Source organism: Bacillus cereus group sp. MYBK216-1 (assembly GCF_051916495.1).
Lineage (GTDB): Bacteria > Bacillota > Bacilli > Bacillales > Bacillaceae_G > Bacillus_A > Bacillus_A thuringiensis_K.
Genome location: NZ_JBQAGT010000002.1, coordinates 79219 through 94284 on the forward strand (window position 1 = coordinate 79219; position 15066 = coordinate 94284).

Here is a 15066-nt window from a genome sequence, read left to right on the forward strand (position 1 = left end):
AGGAATGAACGTTGAAGTATGGAAAAGTAGCAGTAGTTGGAGCATTATCAGTAGGACTTTTAACAGGTTGTTTCGGTGAAAAGCCAGAAGAAAATCTATATACAGCTTTTGAAACAGCAGCAACACAAGAAAAATCTTTAGTGGATGAAGCAAAAAAATTAGAGCAGTTAGAGAAACAAGGACAAGAATTATATGCTCAAATTTTGCAAGAAGGTAAAGATCATAATGAAGCAGTTGTGAAGAAAATAGAGCAAGCTACTGCAAATGTAGATGATCGTGAAAAAGTATTAAAAAGTGAGAAAGAAATGCTAGAAAAAGCACAGAAGGAAACGAAATCTGTTCAAAGTAATATAGAGAAGATTGAAGATAAGAAGTTACAAAAACAAGCAAAAGCAGTAGAAGAGTCGTATAAGAATCGTTATGATGCATTCCAAAAAATGAATGAAAATTACACGAAAGTGTTAGCGACTGAAAAAGAACTGTATGAAAAATTAAAAGTAAAAGAAACGAAATTAAAAGAAATCGGTGAAAGAGTTAAAACTGTTAATGAATTAAATGTGGAAACACAAAAGTCGAAAGAGCAGTTTAACAAATTTACAAAAGAGTATAATGACAGTAAATTAGCATTCTACAAAGGTGCAGAAATTAAGATTAAAGATCAGAAATAAAGAAGAATCTAAAGTGTAATAAAAAGCCGGAGAAACATCGTTATAAATGTTTTTTCGGTTTTTTTACGTTAAATGAATAGAAAAGACTGGAATTGATATCATAAAAGAGTTATAGTGAGTTATTCTAAGGGAAAAATTGTAAAGTAAGGAGAATGGAAATATGTCATATGAATTTTTACTCAAATTAGGTTTAGCACTCTTTTTAGGATTATTCATCGGGATAGATAGGCAGCTAAAGAATAAACCACTTGGTGTGAAAACAAGTATGGTTATTTCTGTAGCAAGTTGTTTAATTACGATGGTTTCAATTGAATCTGTGCATGTATATTCTGTTCCAGGACATACAAATATGGATCCGATGCGACTGGCTGCTCAAATTGTTAGTGGAATTGGTTTTCTTGGCGCAGGTGTCATTTTACGAAGAAGCAATGACGTTATTTCTGGATTAACAACAGCTTCTATGGTGTGGGCTGCTTCAGCTTTAGGAATCGCAATTGGTGCGGGATTTTATTTACAAGCGACAGTTGCTATGGTTTTAATTATTTTAGCGATTAATGTACTTCCGCAACTTGTGAAAATTGCAGGACCGTATTCATTAAGACAAAAGGATTTATCTATAAAAATTACTGTTAAAGAGCATCATGAGTTAGATGGTATATTTAAGCAAATTAAAAATTTAGGCATGCATGTGAAACGCGTGAAAATTAAAGATATAGATAGTGGAGCATTTCAGCAACTAGAGATGGTTATTTTAGCTCCAGAAGATTTATATACAACAGAGTTATATAGTTCCCTGAAAGAGATTGATCGAGTAGTTTCAGTTGAAGTGGAAAGTAGATAATTGTGATAAAAAAGAGTGAAGTGAATTCACTCTTTTTTATTTGGATTTTTAAGGAATGAAATTGATATAATGATGAGTAACAAGGGGGAGAAATGATGGGAATACATATTAGAAGAGCAATAAAGGATGATATACCAGGTATAGCAAAGGTGCATGTTGATAGTTGGAAAACAACTTATAAAGGTATATTTGCTGACGAAATTCTAGATAATATAGCATATGAGAAACGAGAAAAACAATGGGAAGATATTTTTCAAAAAGAAGGTAATCATCAATTTAGATTTGTAGCAGAGAATTTAAGTGGAGAAATAGTTGGATTCATCGATGGGGGAGTAGAAAGAACTGGCACATATAATTGTGATGGAGAATTATATGCAATCTACCTTTTACAAGAGTATCAAGGAATGAAAATAGGACAAAAGTTATTTCAAGCTTTATTATCGGATTGTATAAACAATAATATGCAATCACTTTTAGTTTGGATTGTTACGAATAATCCTTCTAAAAAGTTTTATGAAAAATTTAACCCTGAAAAAATTGATACGAAATTTTTAGAGAGAGTAAGGAGAGAAGAAACAGCGTATTGTTGGAGAGATTTGAATTTGTTACAAAAACAAACAGCTATATAGATTGATACATATAATAATATTATGTAAATATATCGTAGGGAAAGGTATACCTCATTTGGTGTACCTTTTTATTAATCCATCAAAAAATGGATTAATAAAAAATAGTAGGTAATTAGTTTGAAGGCAAGAATTTTTCTAGTGTACTTTTAACTAGATTAAAGAAAAGAAAGAAAAAAAGAAAAATTTAATTTCATAAAAAAATTCTGAAATATACTCTTGAATTGAATATCATTATCAATTAGAATCATAATTGATAACGATGTTCAATTATCAATTGTAATATGAAATTCTCATAGCGTTAATATAAAGAGGAGGACCAACATGCAGCATGCGAAACAAATCGCAGAACATGCAACATTACAAAGCTTTTTAAACTGTTATTTAAGAGAAACAGGGAGTGGAGAATGGATTACAGAGGATGAAAGAATGAAAAGTATCTTCAGTAATACGTTGAATAGAGATACAGTCCCCACATATTTATGTTGTCGGCTATCGGCACAGAACGTTACTTTGTATGGAGAAGTTATATATAAATCATCAACAGATCGCCATTTGTTTGGAGAACAATTTTATTATCAAATTGGAGATAGTAATTCTGTTATTACAGCAGATTACGTTACAGTTATTACGTTTTTAATAAAAGAGATGTCTATCAACTACGGAGAAGGATCGAATCCTGCGGAACTTATGCTTCGAGTTATCCGTAGTTGTCAAAATATTGAGGAATTTACAAAAGAGAGAATAGAAGATACATCCGCATTATACGGTTTTCATACAACTTTTATAGAAGCGGAGCAATCTTTATTATTTGGGCATTTAACTCATCCTACACCAAAGAGTAGACAGGGGATATTGGATTGGAAAAGTGCAATGTATTCTCCAGAATTAAAAGGAGAATGTCAGCTTCATTATTTTCGGGCACATAAAAGTATAGTAAATGAAAAATCATTATTATCAGATTCTACAACAATGATTATAAAAGAAGAATTAAGTAATGATGAGATGGTTAGTAAGGAATTTATAGCGAAGTACTGTAAGGAAGATCAATATGCATTAATTCCAATTCATCCGCTTCAGGCAGAATGGCTCTTGCATCAAGCTTACGTACAAGATTGGATAGTTCAAGAATTGCTTGAGTATATTGGTCCTGTAGGTAAGTATTATATGGCAACATCATCACTAAGGACGCTATATCATCCCGATTCGAAGTATATGCTTAAGTTTTCATTTCCGGTGAAAGTAACGAATTCAATGCGTATTAATAAACTGAAAGAACTTGAGAGTGGTCTTGAAGGGAAGGAAATGTTAAATACGGCTATTGGTGAAGTACGAGAAAGATTTCCAGGATTTGATTTTATTTGTGATCCAGCCTTTATTACATTAAATTATGGAACACAAGAATCTGGATTTGAAGTGATTATTCGCGAGAACCCTTTTTATAGTGAACATGCAAATGACGCAACATTAATTGCTGGACTAGTTCAAGACGCTATACCTGGAGAGCGTACGCGGTTATCGAATATTATTCATCGTCTAGCAGATTTAGAAAGTAAAAGCTGTGAAGAAGTAAGCTTAGTGTGGTTTAGACGATATATGAATATTTCTTTAAAGCCAATGGTATGGATGTATTTACAGTATGGTGTTGCATTAGAAGCTCATCAGCAAAATAGTGTTGTTCAGCTAAAAGATGGTTATCCGGTCAAATATTATTTCCGTGATAATCAAGGATTTTATTTCTGTAATTCAATGAAAGAGATGCTTAATAATGAATTAGCTGGTATTGGAGAACGTACTGGAAATTTATATGACGACTATATTGTGGATGAGAGATTTCGTTACTACTTAATTTTCAATCATATGTTTGGCCTCATTAATGGTTTTGGCACAGCAGGATTAATTAAGGAGGAAATTCTTCTTTCGGAATTAAGGTCTGTACTTGAATCATTCCTTCCATATAACCGGGAACCTTCTACATTTTTAAGAGAATTATTGGACGAAGATAAGTTAGCGTGTAAAGCAAATTTACTAACGAGATTTTTCGATGTCGATGAGTTAAGTAATCCATTAGAGCAAGCAATCTATGTGCAAGTACATAATCCACTCGTTAGAGAAGTGGCTGTTCGTTCATAAATAGAGTTAAAATTTCACGTAATACAAATAATGGTATTTTGTCATAAGGTGGAGGGTTTTATGAGAGTGGACATGTATCATACGAAAGTATTGAAGGCGCTCGAATCAGAAGATTACATTTCAGTACGAAGAAGAGTGCTACGTCAATTAGTAGAATCGTTAATTTATGAGGGGATTATTACACCGGTTCGCATAGAAAAAGAAGAACAAATTCTTTTTATAATACAAGGACATGATGAAGAAGACAAAAGTGTCACGTACAAATGCTATGGCAGGGAACGGATGACATTTGGACGTATTTCGTTAGACTCATTAATAGTAAGAGTCCAAGATGAACAGCAAGAAATACAATCTGTCTCGCAATTTCTAGAAGAAGTTTTTCGGGTTACTAGTGTAGAACAAGCTAAATTAGATTCTTTTATGCACGAATTAGAACAAACAATATTTAAAGACACGATTGCACAATATGAAAGAAATAATAAGAGAGAATACACTCAAAAATCTTACGATGAGTTTGAAAGTCAATTAATAGACGGCCATCCATATCACCCTAGTTATAAAGCACGTGTTGGATTTCAATATCGTGACAATTTTCAATATGGTTATGAATTTATGCAGCCAATAAAACTCATATGGATTGCAGCGCATAAGAATTATGCGGCTGTAGGTTATGAGAATGAAGTGATGTATAACAACCTTTTAAAAGAGGAGATTGGCGATCGTAAATTAGAAGAGTTTATGGAACGAATTCGTAATAAGGGATGTAATCCAAAACAGTACGTGTTTATACCTGTTCACCCATGGCAGTGGGAGAATTTCATCATTTCAAATTATGCGGATCATATACAGGGTAAATTTATTATTTATTTAGGAACATCAGAGGACGATTATTGCGCGCAACAGTCAATGAGAACGTTAAGAAATATTACTAGTCCAAAGAAACCGTACGTTAAGTTATCGATGAATTTACTCAACACTTCAACACTTCGTACGCTGAAACCATACTCTGTTGTGAGTGCACCAGTAATATCAAATTGGTTAAATGATGTTGTAAGTAATGACGCCTATTTAATGGATGAAGCACGTTTAATCTTGTTAAGTGAGTTTTCAAGTGTAACGTATGACACGAATAAGAAAGCTATATATGGTTCATTAGGATGTATTTGGCGCGAAAGCGTTCATAAGTATTTAGATGCACAAGAGGATGCAATTCCTTTTAATGGTTTATACGCTAAAGAGAAAGATGGTACACCAATTATTGATGCGTGGTTGAATAAATATGGAATGAAGGATTGGCTACAATTACTTATTCAAAAAGCGATAATACCAGTTATACATCTTGTTGTAGAGCATGGCATCGCACTGGAATCACATGGACAAAATATGATTCTAGTTCATAAAGAAGGGGTGCCTGTTCGTATTGCGTTAAAGGATTTTCATGAAGGGCTTGAGTTTTATCGTCCATATTTGAAAGAAGTTGACAAATGTCCCGACTTTACTAAAATGCATAAAACATATGCGAATGGAAAAATGAATGATTTCTTTGAAATGGATGGCATTGAATGTTTGCAAGAGATGGTGTTAGATGCACTATTCCTGTTTAATTTAGGAGAATTAGCATTCGTACTTGCGGATGAATATGGATTGAAAGAAGAACATTTTTGGATGATGGTTGTTGAAGAAATTGAAAATCATTTAAGAATATATCCACATTTGAAAGGTAGATTTGAAAATATTCAATTATATGCACCTACATTCTATGCTGAACAATTAACGAAACGTCGATTATATATGGATGTGGAATCGCTTGTTCATGAAGTTCCAAATCCATTGTATAGAGTAAGACAACTTATGAAACAAAAATCAGCTGTTACAGGGGGAAATTATGCTAATCATTAATAAACAAGAGTATAGCAAAAGTGATTTTGAATTGAGATTACAAGTTTATGAGGAAATGGAACAATTTCAAGAAGCAGAAGGAAATAGATTTGCACTTTGTCTGAAAGATCCATTCGATATTATTACGCTTGTGTTTTTCTTAAAAGAAAAGAAATCATCAGTATTACTTATACATGAAGATACGCCAAACGAAACGGCTATTGAAATGGCAAAGCGTGCAAATTGTGTAGGAGTTTTATATGGAGAATATGGCGATTTTACAAAATTAGAAGTAGAGAACTTTTTACTAGAAGAGCCTTCTTTATTGCAATATAGTTCGGGAACTACGGGAGAACCGAAACTGATTCGTAGAGCATGGACGGAAGTTGATACAGAAATTACTGCCTATAATGAAGCTTTAAACTGTGAAGTAGATGAAGTGCCAATCGTTATGGCTCCTGTTTCACATTCATACGGACTAATATGTGGTACGTTATCAGCAATTACGAGGGGGAGCAAGCCTGTAATCATTACGAACAAAAATCCTAAATTCGCATTAAATATAGTTCGCAATACAGAAAAACATATTATATATGCAGTACCACTTATGTTACACATTATGGGGAGTTTTCCATTAGGAACGTTCCAGTTTCATAAAATTATGACATCAGGATCGCCTTTGCCAGAAGCACTATTTTATAAACTAAAAAAAATGACAACATATATGATGCAGCAATACGGTTGTTCTGAAGCAGGTTGTATTAGTATATGTCATGATATGAAGAGCCATTTAGATTTAGGAAACCCTCTACCTCATGCGAGTATAAGCATAGGTTCAGATGAAAATGCACCGGAAGAAATCGTCGTGAAAATGAATGATAAGGAAATTTTCACGAAAGATTTAGGTTATAAATCTGAGCGTGGCATTCATTTTATGGGGCGTATGGACGATGTAATTAATGTTTCAGGATTAAAAGTCTTTCCTATAGAGGTAGAAGAAACGATGCTTCGATTGGAAGGTGTTCAAGAGGCAATTGTATATCGTGGGAAACATCCTGTGATGGGCGAAATAGTTAAAGCGAAAGTGATCTCTCATGTTGATCCAGTACAAATAAGAGAATGGTGTATTCGGCACTTACCTTCTTATAAAGTTCCGCATGAAATTGAAAGTGTAAATGAAATTCCTAAAAATAAAACTGGAAAAGTAAGTAGAAAGTTACTAGAGATGGGAGAGGTTACAACATGAGACGGGAAGCGTTAAAGAATGCCGTATTAAAAATTATGATAGAAAAAATGGAACTGAAAAATGTAACGCATTTAGAAGAAACGATGCGCTTAAATCAAGATTTATATATAGATTCGGTAATGATGTTACAGCTTATTGTATACATAGAAATGGATGTAAAGTTATGCGTTCCAGAGGATGAGGTAGATCCAAAGGCATTTCTTACTGTAGGATCTTTGCTTGATTTTATGGAGGAGTTACAGCCGTTACAGGAAGTAAATGTGAATAACTAACCTTTAGGAAAGTGGATGAGAGTATGACTTCAATTAAAGTGCACTGTTTAGTGAGTTGTTTTTGTGAAATTATAAAAAGGCGTAGCGACATTGATTTTCGTCCATTTTATTTTGGACTATGGGATGGAGATTTTGATATAACAGAAGGCGGAATTATTTCATATCACTCTGAAAACATTAACCATGATCATTATTTACTTTGGTTTGAAAAATTGTACGGTATTAAAGTAAACGAATGGTATGATCATGCAAAAGATAAAGATAGCAATGTAGAAACGTTTTTAGAATTAGTAGAAAACAAGCCGGAAAATCGTTATGTCATTGTAATGGTTGATATGTCTCTATTACCAGAGAGGGAAAATAAATTTCATCAAAAACCGTTTCCACATTATTTAATGATATCAAAAACAGAGAAAGAAGAAGAGTGGTTCATGCTAGATCCTGATTTTCGTTGGGAAGGAAATATGGAAAGAGAAAAAGTACTTCACTCTATTCAAGATAACCCATTTGGTGGAGGTTATTTCATTGATATAGAAGGAATTGGGGAGCCAACGCAAGAAACAGTAGCTAATTATTTCACAGAAACATTCAAAAAGAACGACAATGAACTGACTATGGAACTGAAAAATTTAATTGTAAAAATGGCAAATGAGGAAGAAGGATATGCGCTTTCTGGACTTGTAGCAGCAGTAAAACAAATACCAGTACTTGCAATTCGTAAATATAGTTATGAGCATGCCTTTGCATACTTCCGTGAAACGTTGCAATATTCGGAGCAAGAATTTGATTATTGGTGTGATCGGGTAGAGGATATTGTACAAGGATTTACAAATGTACAGTATCGTGCAATTAAAATGGCAATGACGAATAATAAAGGTATGCTAGTATCGATTATTGAAAAACTGGATGAAATGAATGCAATTGAACTGCAAATTAAGAAGGAATTAGAGAGACAGTTTCTATCATGGAAAGGTATGAAAACAAATCAATCTGTCGCAACTCTTTAATAAGCTAACTGAATTTAAGATAGGGGAGTTTAATACTATGAAATATTCGCTATGTACCATTTCATTTCGTCATCAATTAATTTCATTTACTGATATTGTTCAATTTGCATATGAAAACGGTTTTGAAGGAATTGAATTATGGGGGACGCATGCACAAAATTTGTACATGCAAGAACGTGAAACGACAGAACGAGAATTGAATTTTCTAAAGGATAAAAACTTAGAAATTACGATGATAAGTGATTACTTAGATATATCATTATCAGCAGATTTTGAAAAAACGATAGAGAAAAGTGAACAACTTGTAGTACTAGCTAATTGGTTTAATACGAATAAAATTCGCACGTTTGCTGGGCAAAAAGGGAGCAATGACTTCTCGGAACAAGAGAGAAAAGAGTATGTGAAGCGAATACGTAAGATTTGTGATGTGTTTGCTCAGCACAATATGTATGTGCTGTTAGAAACACATCCCAATACACTAACGGACACATTGCCTTCTACTATAGAACTATTAGAAGAAGTAAATCATCCGAATTTAAAAATAAATCTTGATTTTCTTCATATATGGGAGTCTGGCGCAGATCCAATAGACAGTTTCCAGCGATTAAAGCCGTGGACACTACATTACCATTTTAAGAATATATCTTCAGCGGATTATTTGCATGTGTTTGAACCTAATAATGTATATGCTGCAGCAGGAAGTCGTATTGGTATGGTTCCGTTATTTGAAGGTATTGTAAATTATGATGAGATTATTCAGGAAGTGAGAGGTACGGATCTTTTTGCTTCCTTAGAATGGTTTGGACATAATTCAAAAGAGATATTAAAAGAAGAAATGAAAGTATTAATAAATAGAAAATTAGAAGTAGTAACTTCGTAATGTGAAATGATGTTAGAGTCTCGTTTTAGAGGCTCTTTTTTTATGGTAAGAAATAACCAAAAATTTCCATGTATTTTAATTTGAATTTAACACAATTTATATATAAATAAGGAGGTGATTGGTAATGGCTAGAAATCGTAATTCTAATCAATTAGCATCACATGGAGCACAAGCAGCTTTAGATCAAATGAAGTATGAAATTGCACAAGAGTTCGGTGTACAACTTGGAGCTGATACTTCTTCACGTGCAAACGGTTCTGTAGGCGGTGAAATCACAAAACGCCTAGTAGCGATGGCAGAACAACAGCTTGGTGGCGGATATACTCGCTAAATGTAGAAGGTTATAGGAGAAAGGAAGGATTCTTCCTTTCTTTTTTTTTTCAATTAATTGGTATGAATATATTGCGAACAGAATTCAAAGAATAGAAGTAATACTATATTTTACCCAATTTCTTTTGTTGTGAATGGGAAGTATTAAAGATGTAATAGCCCTGGTGGAATGAAAATTATGTTCCAGCAGGGCTATTATATGGTAAGAAATATATGATGAAAGGTTCCGAAATCAACATGTTAAAAAAAGAAAACTGTTGTTTAATTGCGCTTGCATCAGTTCCACTTGTCATGACATTAGGGAATTCAATGCTCATTCCAATCTTGCCGACATTTGAAAAGAAATTACATATTTCATCGTTTCAAGTATCCATGATTATTACAATTTACTCTATCGTAGCCATTTTACTTATACCGATTGCTGGTTATTTATCAGATAGATGGGGACGAAAGATGGTAATGGTTCCGAGTTTGCTGATTGCGGCTATAGGAGGAGCGATAACTGGTTGGGTATCTTGGAAAGTTGATAATCCCTACACTTGGATATTAATCGGTAGAGCGATTCAAGGTATTGGTGCTGCTGGTGCAATGCCGGTTGTTATACCGTGTGTTGGTGATTTATACAAAGACGAAAAACAAGTTAGTACAGGCTTGGGAATCATTGAGACATCCAATACATTTGGAAAAGTGCTGAGCCCTATTTTAGGATCTGCTCTTGCTGCCATTGTATGGTTCTTACCATTTTGGGCGATTCCAGTTTTATGTGTCATATCAATTGTTTTGTTACTTGTTCTAGTAAAGGCAAAGAAACAAGAAGGAGAAGTACCACCACTTAAAGAGTTTATAAAATCTATTCTGTCTACGTTTCGAGAAAAAGGAAGATGGTTAATTGCCATTTTTGCATTAGGTGCAATTATTATGCTTATTTTATTCGGAATTCTCTTTTATTTGTCGACTATACTGGAATCAAAGTATGACATTCATGGTATATGGAAAGGGTGTGTGCTTGCTATCCCGTTACTTGTACTGTCACTTAGTTCATATATGGCCGGTAAAAAAATTGGAGATAATCAAAATGTTATGAAGAAGTGTATTTATATTGGTTTTTTAATGGCAGCTGCATCAGTCATCATTCCTTTATTTATAAAAGGGATTTATTTACTACTTCTTTGTCTCGTTATTATGGGGATAGGAATTGGTATGGCACTCCCATGTTTAGATGCCCTCATTACACAAGGAATTGAAAAGGAGCAAAGGGGAACGGTTACGTCATTTTATAGTTCAATGCGATTTATCGGTGTAGCAGCTGGACCACCTTTATATTCTTTTTTCATGAAAGGGGCGGACCATGAAGTGTTTTATTTGACAAGTATTTTCGCTGCCATTGGTGCTGTCATAGCAATCATTTGGATTAAACCAGCAAAAGATGCAAAGACGGTAAAACAGAAACCGGAACCTACTTCATAATTTGTAAGAGAATTGCATGATGTTTTTAGTAACATGCAATTCTCTTTCGTTCATTAAGAATAAATAACTTGTTTTAACATATAAAGCGCGACACCCCATATGATGAGACCAGAAAATTTATTTAATAATAAAATTGTCTTTCCGGTTGAGTCTATTCTTTTTAGAAATTTCCCCGCTAAAGCTAAGCTTATAAACCAAATCCAAGAAACGATAATAGTTGCAAGTGTGAAAGCCCATTTTTCACTTCCTATGTATTGAATAGAATTTGTTCCAATTACACCGATTGTGTCTAAAATAGCATGTGGATTTAATAACGAAACGGATGCTGCGAAAAGAATTTGCTTTTTTAAGGGCATACTTTTTTCTTGTTTTACATCGTTGGAAGGGTTACTTCTCCAAATAACAAAGCCCATGTATAGGAGAAAGAAAAATCCAATTATATATAACGAGTTAGTTAGCCAAGAAAAAGTAAGGAGTACAAGGGAGACACCTTGCACTGCAATCAATATGAGTAACGTATCACATATAGAGGCAGTTAATACTACGGGTGCTGCCCTCCAAATGTTTGGTTGGCTCGCACCTTGGTTGAAGACAAAAACATTTTGTACACCTAATGGAATGATAAGTCCAAATGCAAGAATGATACCATGAATAATTGCTTCACTCATCATATTACCTCCTATTTTAATTCATTATGATAGTGTATATTGTATAGAAGAAATGAAAATTTGTATCCATCCATATGGTTGGGGAGGTTACCAACCAAAAAGAATATAAGGTGATATAATGGAAAGATTCGTTTGGAAACCGAATATGTCTCTAGCGACTCCTCTGTATAAACAAATAGAAACGTATATAAAAGAAAGGATCGTTAATGGAGAATGGACCGTTGGAACGAAATTACCTTCACAAAGAGATTTGGCACATACATTTGGTGTGAATCGAAGCACAATTGTAATGGCTTTCGATGAACTAGTTGCAAAGGGATACATTGAAGGGAATGGCAGGAAAGGAACAATTGTTGTAAATAATAATGAGAATGCTTCACCTTACGCACCCCCGCCTAATTGGCAGTCTTATGTAGAAACAGGACTTCATTATCCGAATCTCCCAGCTATTCAGGAGATTAATCAAGCTGAATTTTATCCACATGTAATCCGATTAGGAACAGGTGAGCTCGCGCCAAGTCTCTTACCTGAGAAAAAGATGAAAGAAATTATGAATAAGCTTTTAAAGTCAAATGTGACGCTTGGGTATGAAGAGCCGAAAGGAAATCTGTATTTAAGGGAAAAGATTTCCGAATACTTACAGGGGCATGGTGTATATGTATCTCCTGCCTCTATATTAATTGTTTCAGGAGCGATTCAAGCGCTGCAACTTATTTCTATGGGTCTTCTTTCGAAAGGGGCATCAATCTTATTAGAGAAACCATCTTATTTATATTCACTTAATGTTTTTCAATCAGCAGGAGTACGTTTAATTGGAATCCCAATGGATGAGAGCGGCTTATATACATCATATATTGAGAAATATAAGAAGCAATTCAATGCCTCTATTTTATATACAATCCCGTCGTTTCATAATCCGACGAATTTTAGTATGAATACTAAGAAGCGAAAAGAAATAATGGAAGTATGTAATGAAATTGGATTACCTATTATAGAGGACGCAGTGTATCAAGACTTATGGTTTGATGCACCTTGTTCGAAACCTTTAAAAGCCTATGATAAAAATGGAATCGTACTACATATTGGAAGCATGTCCAAAGTGATTAGTCCAGGTTTAAGAATTGGATGGATTGTTGGACCTGAGCCAGTAATTCAAAGATTGTCAGACATAAAAATGCAAACAGATTATGGCTCAAGCACTATATCCCAGCAAATTGCAGCAGAGTGGTTTACAAATGGTCTATATGATCAGCATTTGCGATTTGTAAGAAGTGAATTGAAAAAACGAAGAGATTTTATGTTACTAATGTTAGATAAATATCTTCGTGAAATAGCAACTTGGCATGAGCCAACAGGTGGGTTTTATATATGGGTACATATAAAAGTACCCATTTCATATCGCAGTTTATTTGATAAAGCTCTGCAAGAAAAGGTTTTATTAAACCCAGGTACTTTATATGATAGAAGTGCAAATCAATTTTTGCGCCTATCGTATTCATACGCAACGTTAGAAGAAATTGAAATAGGTATAAAAAAACTTGCACAACTAATGAAAAAGTAAGAGGAGAAAGTAATGAAACAATATGTAATTTGCCAAATTATCAATGGAGAAAAATATTTAGCTGCTTATGCGGAGACGAAGGAGGAAGCAATTGAAAAAGCAGAATTGTTAGGATTACGAACGGGAAATCGATACACAGTTATTACTGCAGAGGAAGCAGAAGGGTTAACGTATCCTTAAACAACGTATAATAATGATGCAGAAAGTAAATAAGCCTAGTAATATATTATTACTAGGCTTATTTTTTTGAAAGCGTTACGTGTTCTCGTATGAAAAGCAATAGTATTATGAGTCAAGTTGACGGAAGTAACGATTTGATTTTCTATCCTGCTTTCCGTTTCTATAGTCATCAATATATTGTCTGAAGTTCCACGATTGTAAAAACTTATTTGCGGCATTATAACCAGAATTGTATAGCCACTCTTTTTCTTCCTTTGTTAAGTCGAAGTTTGTACTAGTAATAGCCCCTGTTGGAATTGTAATTGTTCTTGCTTTTGATTCCTTGTCTAAATGACGTAAATCATGAGCTTGCATCATTGTTTTAAATAGTCCTTTGAACATGGAAATAGGCTCGTTATAGTGAGCAGGATCAGCTTGAATCTCATCTTTTACAAAATGAAATCCGAAAGTCGGCCAGCGAGGAGCGGTAGGTGAATCGAAGATCCAAATTGGATAATTACTTAGAATTCCTCCATCAACCATATAACAAGGCTGCTTCCATTTTGGAGTTCTCCATTTTACGGGTTCAAAGAAGAAGGGGATTGTACTACTCATTCTTACCGCTTTAGCGATAGAGAAGCGATAATTTAAAAATCCGTAGTTTGGTAAGTCGTCAGGAAAGACAACCATTTTACCATTACTAATATCAGAGGCGATGATTTTGAGTTTGTTTAGATCCGGTAAATCAGTAAATAAATGAATACCTTTTTTTCGAAGCAATTCTTCAATCCATTCTTCTATAAATGCATTAGAGTATATACCTAGAGTAGTCCATGCACTTAGCCCCTTACCGATAAAAGGAATTCTATCAATAAAAGTTTTTTTCATAAATTTATTATAATCAATATCAGTTATAATCGTTTTTAACTCTGAACAAGAATATCCTGCCGCTACAAGTGCTGCAATAATCGAACCAGCCGATGTACCAGCTACACGTTCCCATTCATAACCTTTTTCGGCTAACGCGCAAATTGCCCCAACATGCGCAATACCGCGCACACCGCCTCCTTCAAAAACACCATCAATCTTCATTAAACATACTTCCTTTCAAATAAAAGATTTGGAAATGGCAAAAAAGCACGTATTGTACGTGCTTTTTTACAATGGTTTTTAAGTTTACTAGCAGCCTACAAAGCCGCCCCAACAGCTAGCTCCGATGATGATTAGAAGGATAAATAAAACGATTAATAAAGCGAAACCTCCGTAACCACAACCGCCGCCACCGTATCCGTAACCACAGCAACTATATCCGTAACCCATGTGGAATTCC

General features: G+C 34.2%; 16 protein-coding genes. 13 read left to right on the plus strand and 3 right to left on the minus strand.

Translation table 11 applies throughout. The annotated features are described in order from the left end of the window. The first annotated feature begins 11 nt into the window (after positions 1-11). From ACTFRH_RS05930 to ACTFRH_RS05980, 11 genes are all read left to right on the plus strand, one after another. The gene (locus ACTFRH_RS05930; RefSeq protein ID WP_000873567.1) at positions 12-668 is read left to right on the plus strand and encodes a YkyA family protein; all 657 of its coding nucleotides are present in this window, start codon (positions 12-14) and stop codon (positions 666-668) included. A 160-nt stretch (positions 669-828) separates the two neighbouring features. Beyond that, the gene (locus tag ACTFRH_RS05935; protein ID WP_000119510.1) at positions 829-1509 is read left to right on the plus strand and encodes an MgtC/SapB family protein; all 681 of its coding nucleotides are present in this window, start codon (positions 829-831) and stop codon (positions 1507-1509) included. 92 nt (positions 1510-1601) lie between these two features. Next, the gene (locus tag ACTFRH_RS05940) at positions 1602-2138 is read left to right on the plus strand and encodes a GNAT family N-acetyltransferase (RefSeq protein ID WP_003300898.1); all 537 of its coding nucleotides are present in this window, start codon (positions 1602-1604) and stop codon (positions 2136-2138) included. 321 nt (positions 2139-2459) lie between these two features. Then, the gene (locus ACTFRH_RS05945; RefSeq protein ID WP_001163347.1) at positions 2460-4268 is read left to right on the plus strand and encodes an IucA/IucC family protein; all 1809 of its coding nucleotides are present in this window, start codon (positions 2460-2462) and stop codon (positions 4266-4268) included. Between the two features lie 60 nt (positions 4269-4328). Then, positions 4329-6167: an IucA/IucC family protein gene (locus tag ACTFRH_RS05950; protein ID WP_001261815.1), complete on the plus strand. Its 1839-nt coding sequence runs from the start codon at positions 4329-4331 to the stop codon at positions 6165-6167. Next, entirely contained in the window at positions 6154-7392 is a 1239-nt protein-coding gene (locus ACTFRH_RS05955) for an AMP-binding protein (RefSeq protein WP_000905504.1), read from the plus strand. The genes ACTFRH_RS05950 and ACTFRH_RS05955 overlap by 14 nt, the downstream gene beginning before the upstream one ends. Continuing rightward, positions 7389-7664 carry a petrobactin biosynthesis protein AsbD gene (gene asbD, locus ACTFRH_RS05960; RefSeq protein WP_001250562.1) on the plus strand — a complete coding sequence of 92 codons (276 nt, stop codon included), beginning with the start codon at positions 7389-7391 and terminating at the stop codon, positions 7662-7664. Before ACTFRH_RS05955 ends, asbD begins: the two co-directional genes overlap by 4 nt. A gap of 23 nt (positions 7665-7687) precedes the next feature. Further along, the gene (locus ACTFRH_RS05965) at positions 7688-8671 is read left to right on the plus strand and encodes a DUF6005 family protein (protein WP_000200703.1); all 984 of its coding nucleotides are present in this window, start codon (positions 7688-7690) and stop codon (positions 8669-8671) included. Positions 8672-8708: 37 nt separating this feature from the next. Next, positions 8709-9551 carry a sugar phosphate isomerase/epimerase family protein gene (locus tag ACTFRH_RS05970; RefSeq protein ID WP_000877688.1) on the plus strand — a complete coding sequence of 281 codons (843 nt, stop codon included), beginning with the start codon at positions 8709-8711 and terminating at the stop codon, positions 9549-9551. 124 nt (positions 9552-9675) lie between these two features. Next, positions 9676-9882: an alpha/beta-type small acid-soluble spore protein gene (locus ACTFRH_RS05975; RefSeq protein ID WP_000113545.1), complete on the plus strand. Its 207-nt coding sequence runs from the start codon at positions 9676-9678 to the stop codon at positions 9880-9882. Between the two features lie 236 nt (positions 9883-10118). Further along, positions 10119-11348 (plus strand): MFS transporter, encoded by a 1230-nt coding sequence (locus ACTFRH_RS05980; RefSeq protein ID WP_002163949.1) that lies wholly within the window; start codon positions 10119-10121, stop codon positions 11346-11348. Between the two features lie 53 nt (positions 11349-11401). On the opposite strand, the gene ACTFRH_RS05985 is transcribed toward ACTFRH_RS05980, so the two are convergent. Then, positions 11402-12016: a LysE/ArgO family amino acid transporter gene (locus tag ACTFRH_RS05985; RefSeq protein WP_001287300.1), complete on the minus strand. Its 615-nt coding sequence runs from the start codon at positions 12014-12016 to the stop codon at positions 11402-11404. 118 nt (positions 12017-12134) lie between these two features. On the opposite strand from ACTFRH_RS05985, the gene ACTFRH_RS05990 reads away from it, so the two are divergent. Together ACTFRH_RS05990 and ACTFRH_RS05995 are read left to right on the plus strand one after the other, a co-directional pair. Then, a complete protein-coding gene (locus ACTFRH_RS05990; protein WP_000439408.1) occupies positions 12135-13577 on the plus strand; it encodes an aminotransferase-like domain-containing protein in 1443 nt (480 codons plus the stop codon). Positions 13578-13589: 12 nt separating this feature from the next. Next, on the plus strand, positions 13590-13757 hold the full coding sequence (locus ACTFRH_RS05995; protein WP_000816377.1) for a DUF3933 family protein: 168 nt from the start codon (positions 13590-13592) through the stop codon (positions 13755-13757). Between the two features lie 105 nt (positions 13758-13862). Here ACTFRH_RS05995 and ACTFRH_RS06000 read toward each other — a convergent pair whose 3' ends face one another. Beyond that, on the minus strand, positions 13863-14828 hold the full coding sequence (locus ACTFRH_RS06000) for a patatin-like phospholipase family protein (protein WP_000686821.1): 966 nt from the start codon (positions 14826-14828) through the stop codon (positions 13863-13865). A gap of 87 nt (positions 14829-14915) precedes the next feature. Next, the gene (locus ACTFRH_RS06005) at positions 14916-15056 is read right to left on the minus strand and encodes a YjcZ family sporulation protein (protein ID WP_000540419.1); all 141 of its coding nucleotides are present in this window, start codon (positions 15054-15056) and stop codon (positions 14916-14918) included. Positions 15057-15066 lie beyond the last annotated feature (10 nt).

What these genes read in the sequence shown, in the direction of transcription:
- ACTFRH_RS05935 (WP_000119510.1), top strand. Translation starts at nt 829, where the DNA reads ATGTCATATGAATTTTTACTCAAATTAGGTTTAGCACTCTTTTTAGGA.
- ACTFRH_RS05940 (WP_003300898.1), top strand. Translation starts at nt 1,602, where the DNA reads ATGATGGGAATACATATTAGAAGAGCAATAAAGGATGATATACCAGGT.
- ACTFRH_RS05945 (WP_001163347.1), top strand. Translation starts at nt 2,460, where the DNA reads ATGCAGCATGCGAAACAAATCGCAGAACATGCAACATTACAAAGCTTT.
- ACTFRH_RS05950 (WP_001261815.1), top strand. Translation starts at nt 4,329, where the DNA reads ATGAGAGTGGACATGTATCATACGAAAGTATTGAAGGCGCTCGAATCA.
- ACTFRH_RS05955 (WP_000905504.1), top strand. Translation starts at nt 6,154, where the DNA reads ATGCTAATCATTAATAAACAAGAGTATAGCAAAAGTGATTTTGAATTG.
- asbD (WP_001250562.1), top strand. Translation starts at nt 7,389, where the DNA reads ATGAGACGGGAAGCGTTAAAGAATGCCGTATTAAAAATTATGATAGAA.
- ACTFRH_RS05965 (WP_000200703.1), top strand. Translation starts at nt 7,688, where the DNA reads ATGACTTCAATTAAAGTGCACTGTTTAGTGAGTTGTTTTTGTGAAATT.
- ACTFRH_RS05970 (WP_000877688.1), top strand. Translation starts at nt 8,709, where the DNA reads ATGAAATATTCGCTATGTACCATTTCATTTCGTCATCAATTAATTTCA.
- ACTFRH_RS05975 (WP_000113545.1), top strand. Translation starts at nt 9,676, where the DNA reads ATGGCTAGAAATCGTAATTCTAATCAATTAGCATCACATGGAGCACAA.
- ACTFRH_RS05980 (WP_002163949.1), top strand. Translation starts at nt 10,119, where the DNA reads ATGTTAAAAAAAGAAAACTGTTGTTTAATTGCGCTTGCATCAGTTCCA.
- ACTFRH_RS05985 (WP_001287300.1), bottom strand. Translation starts at nt 12,016, where the DNA reads ATGAGTGAAGCAATTATTCATGGTATCATTCTTGCATTTGGACTTATC.
- ACTFRH_RS05990 (WP_000439408.1), top strand. Translation starts at nt 12,135, where the DNA reads ATGGAAAGATTCGTTTGGAAACCGAATATGTCTCTAGCGACTCCTCTG.
- ACTFRH_RS05995 (WP_000816377.1), top strand. Translation starts at nt 13,590, where the DNA reads ATGAAACAATATGTAATTTGCCAAATTATCAATGGAGAAAAATATTTA.
- ACTFRH_RS06000 (WP_000686821.1), bottom strand. Translation starts at nt 14,828, where the DNA reads ATGAAGATTGATGGTGTTTTTGAAGGAGGCGGTGTGCGCGGTATTGCG.
- ACTFRH_RS06005 (WP_000540419.1), bottom strand. Translation starts at nt 15,056, where the DNA reads ATGGGTTACGGATATAGTTGCTGTGGTTACGGATACGGTGGCGGCGGT.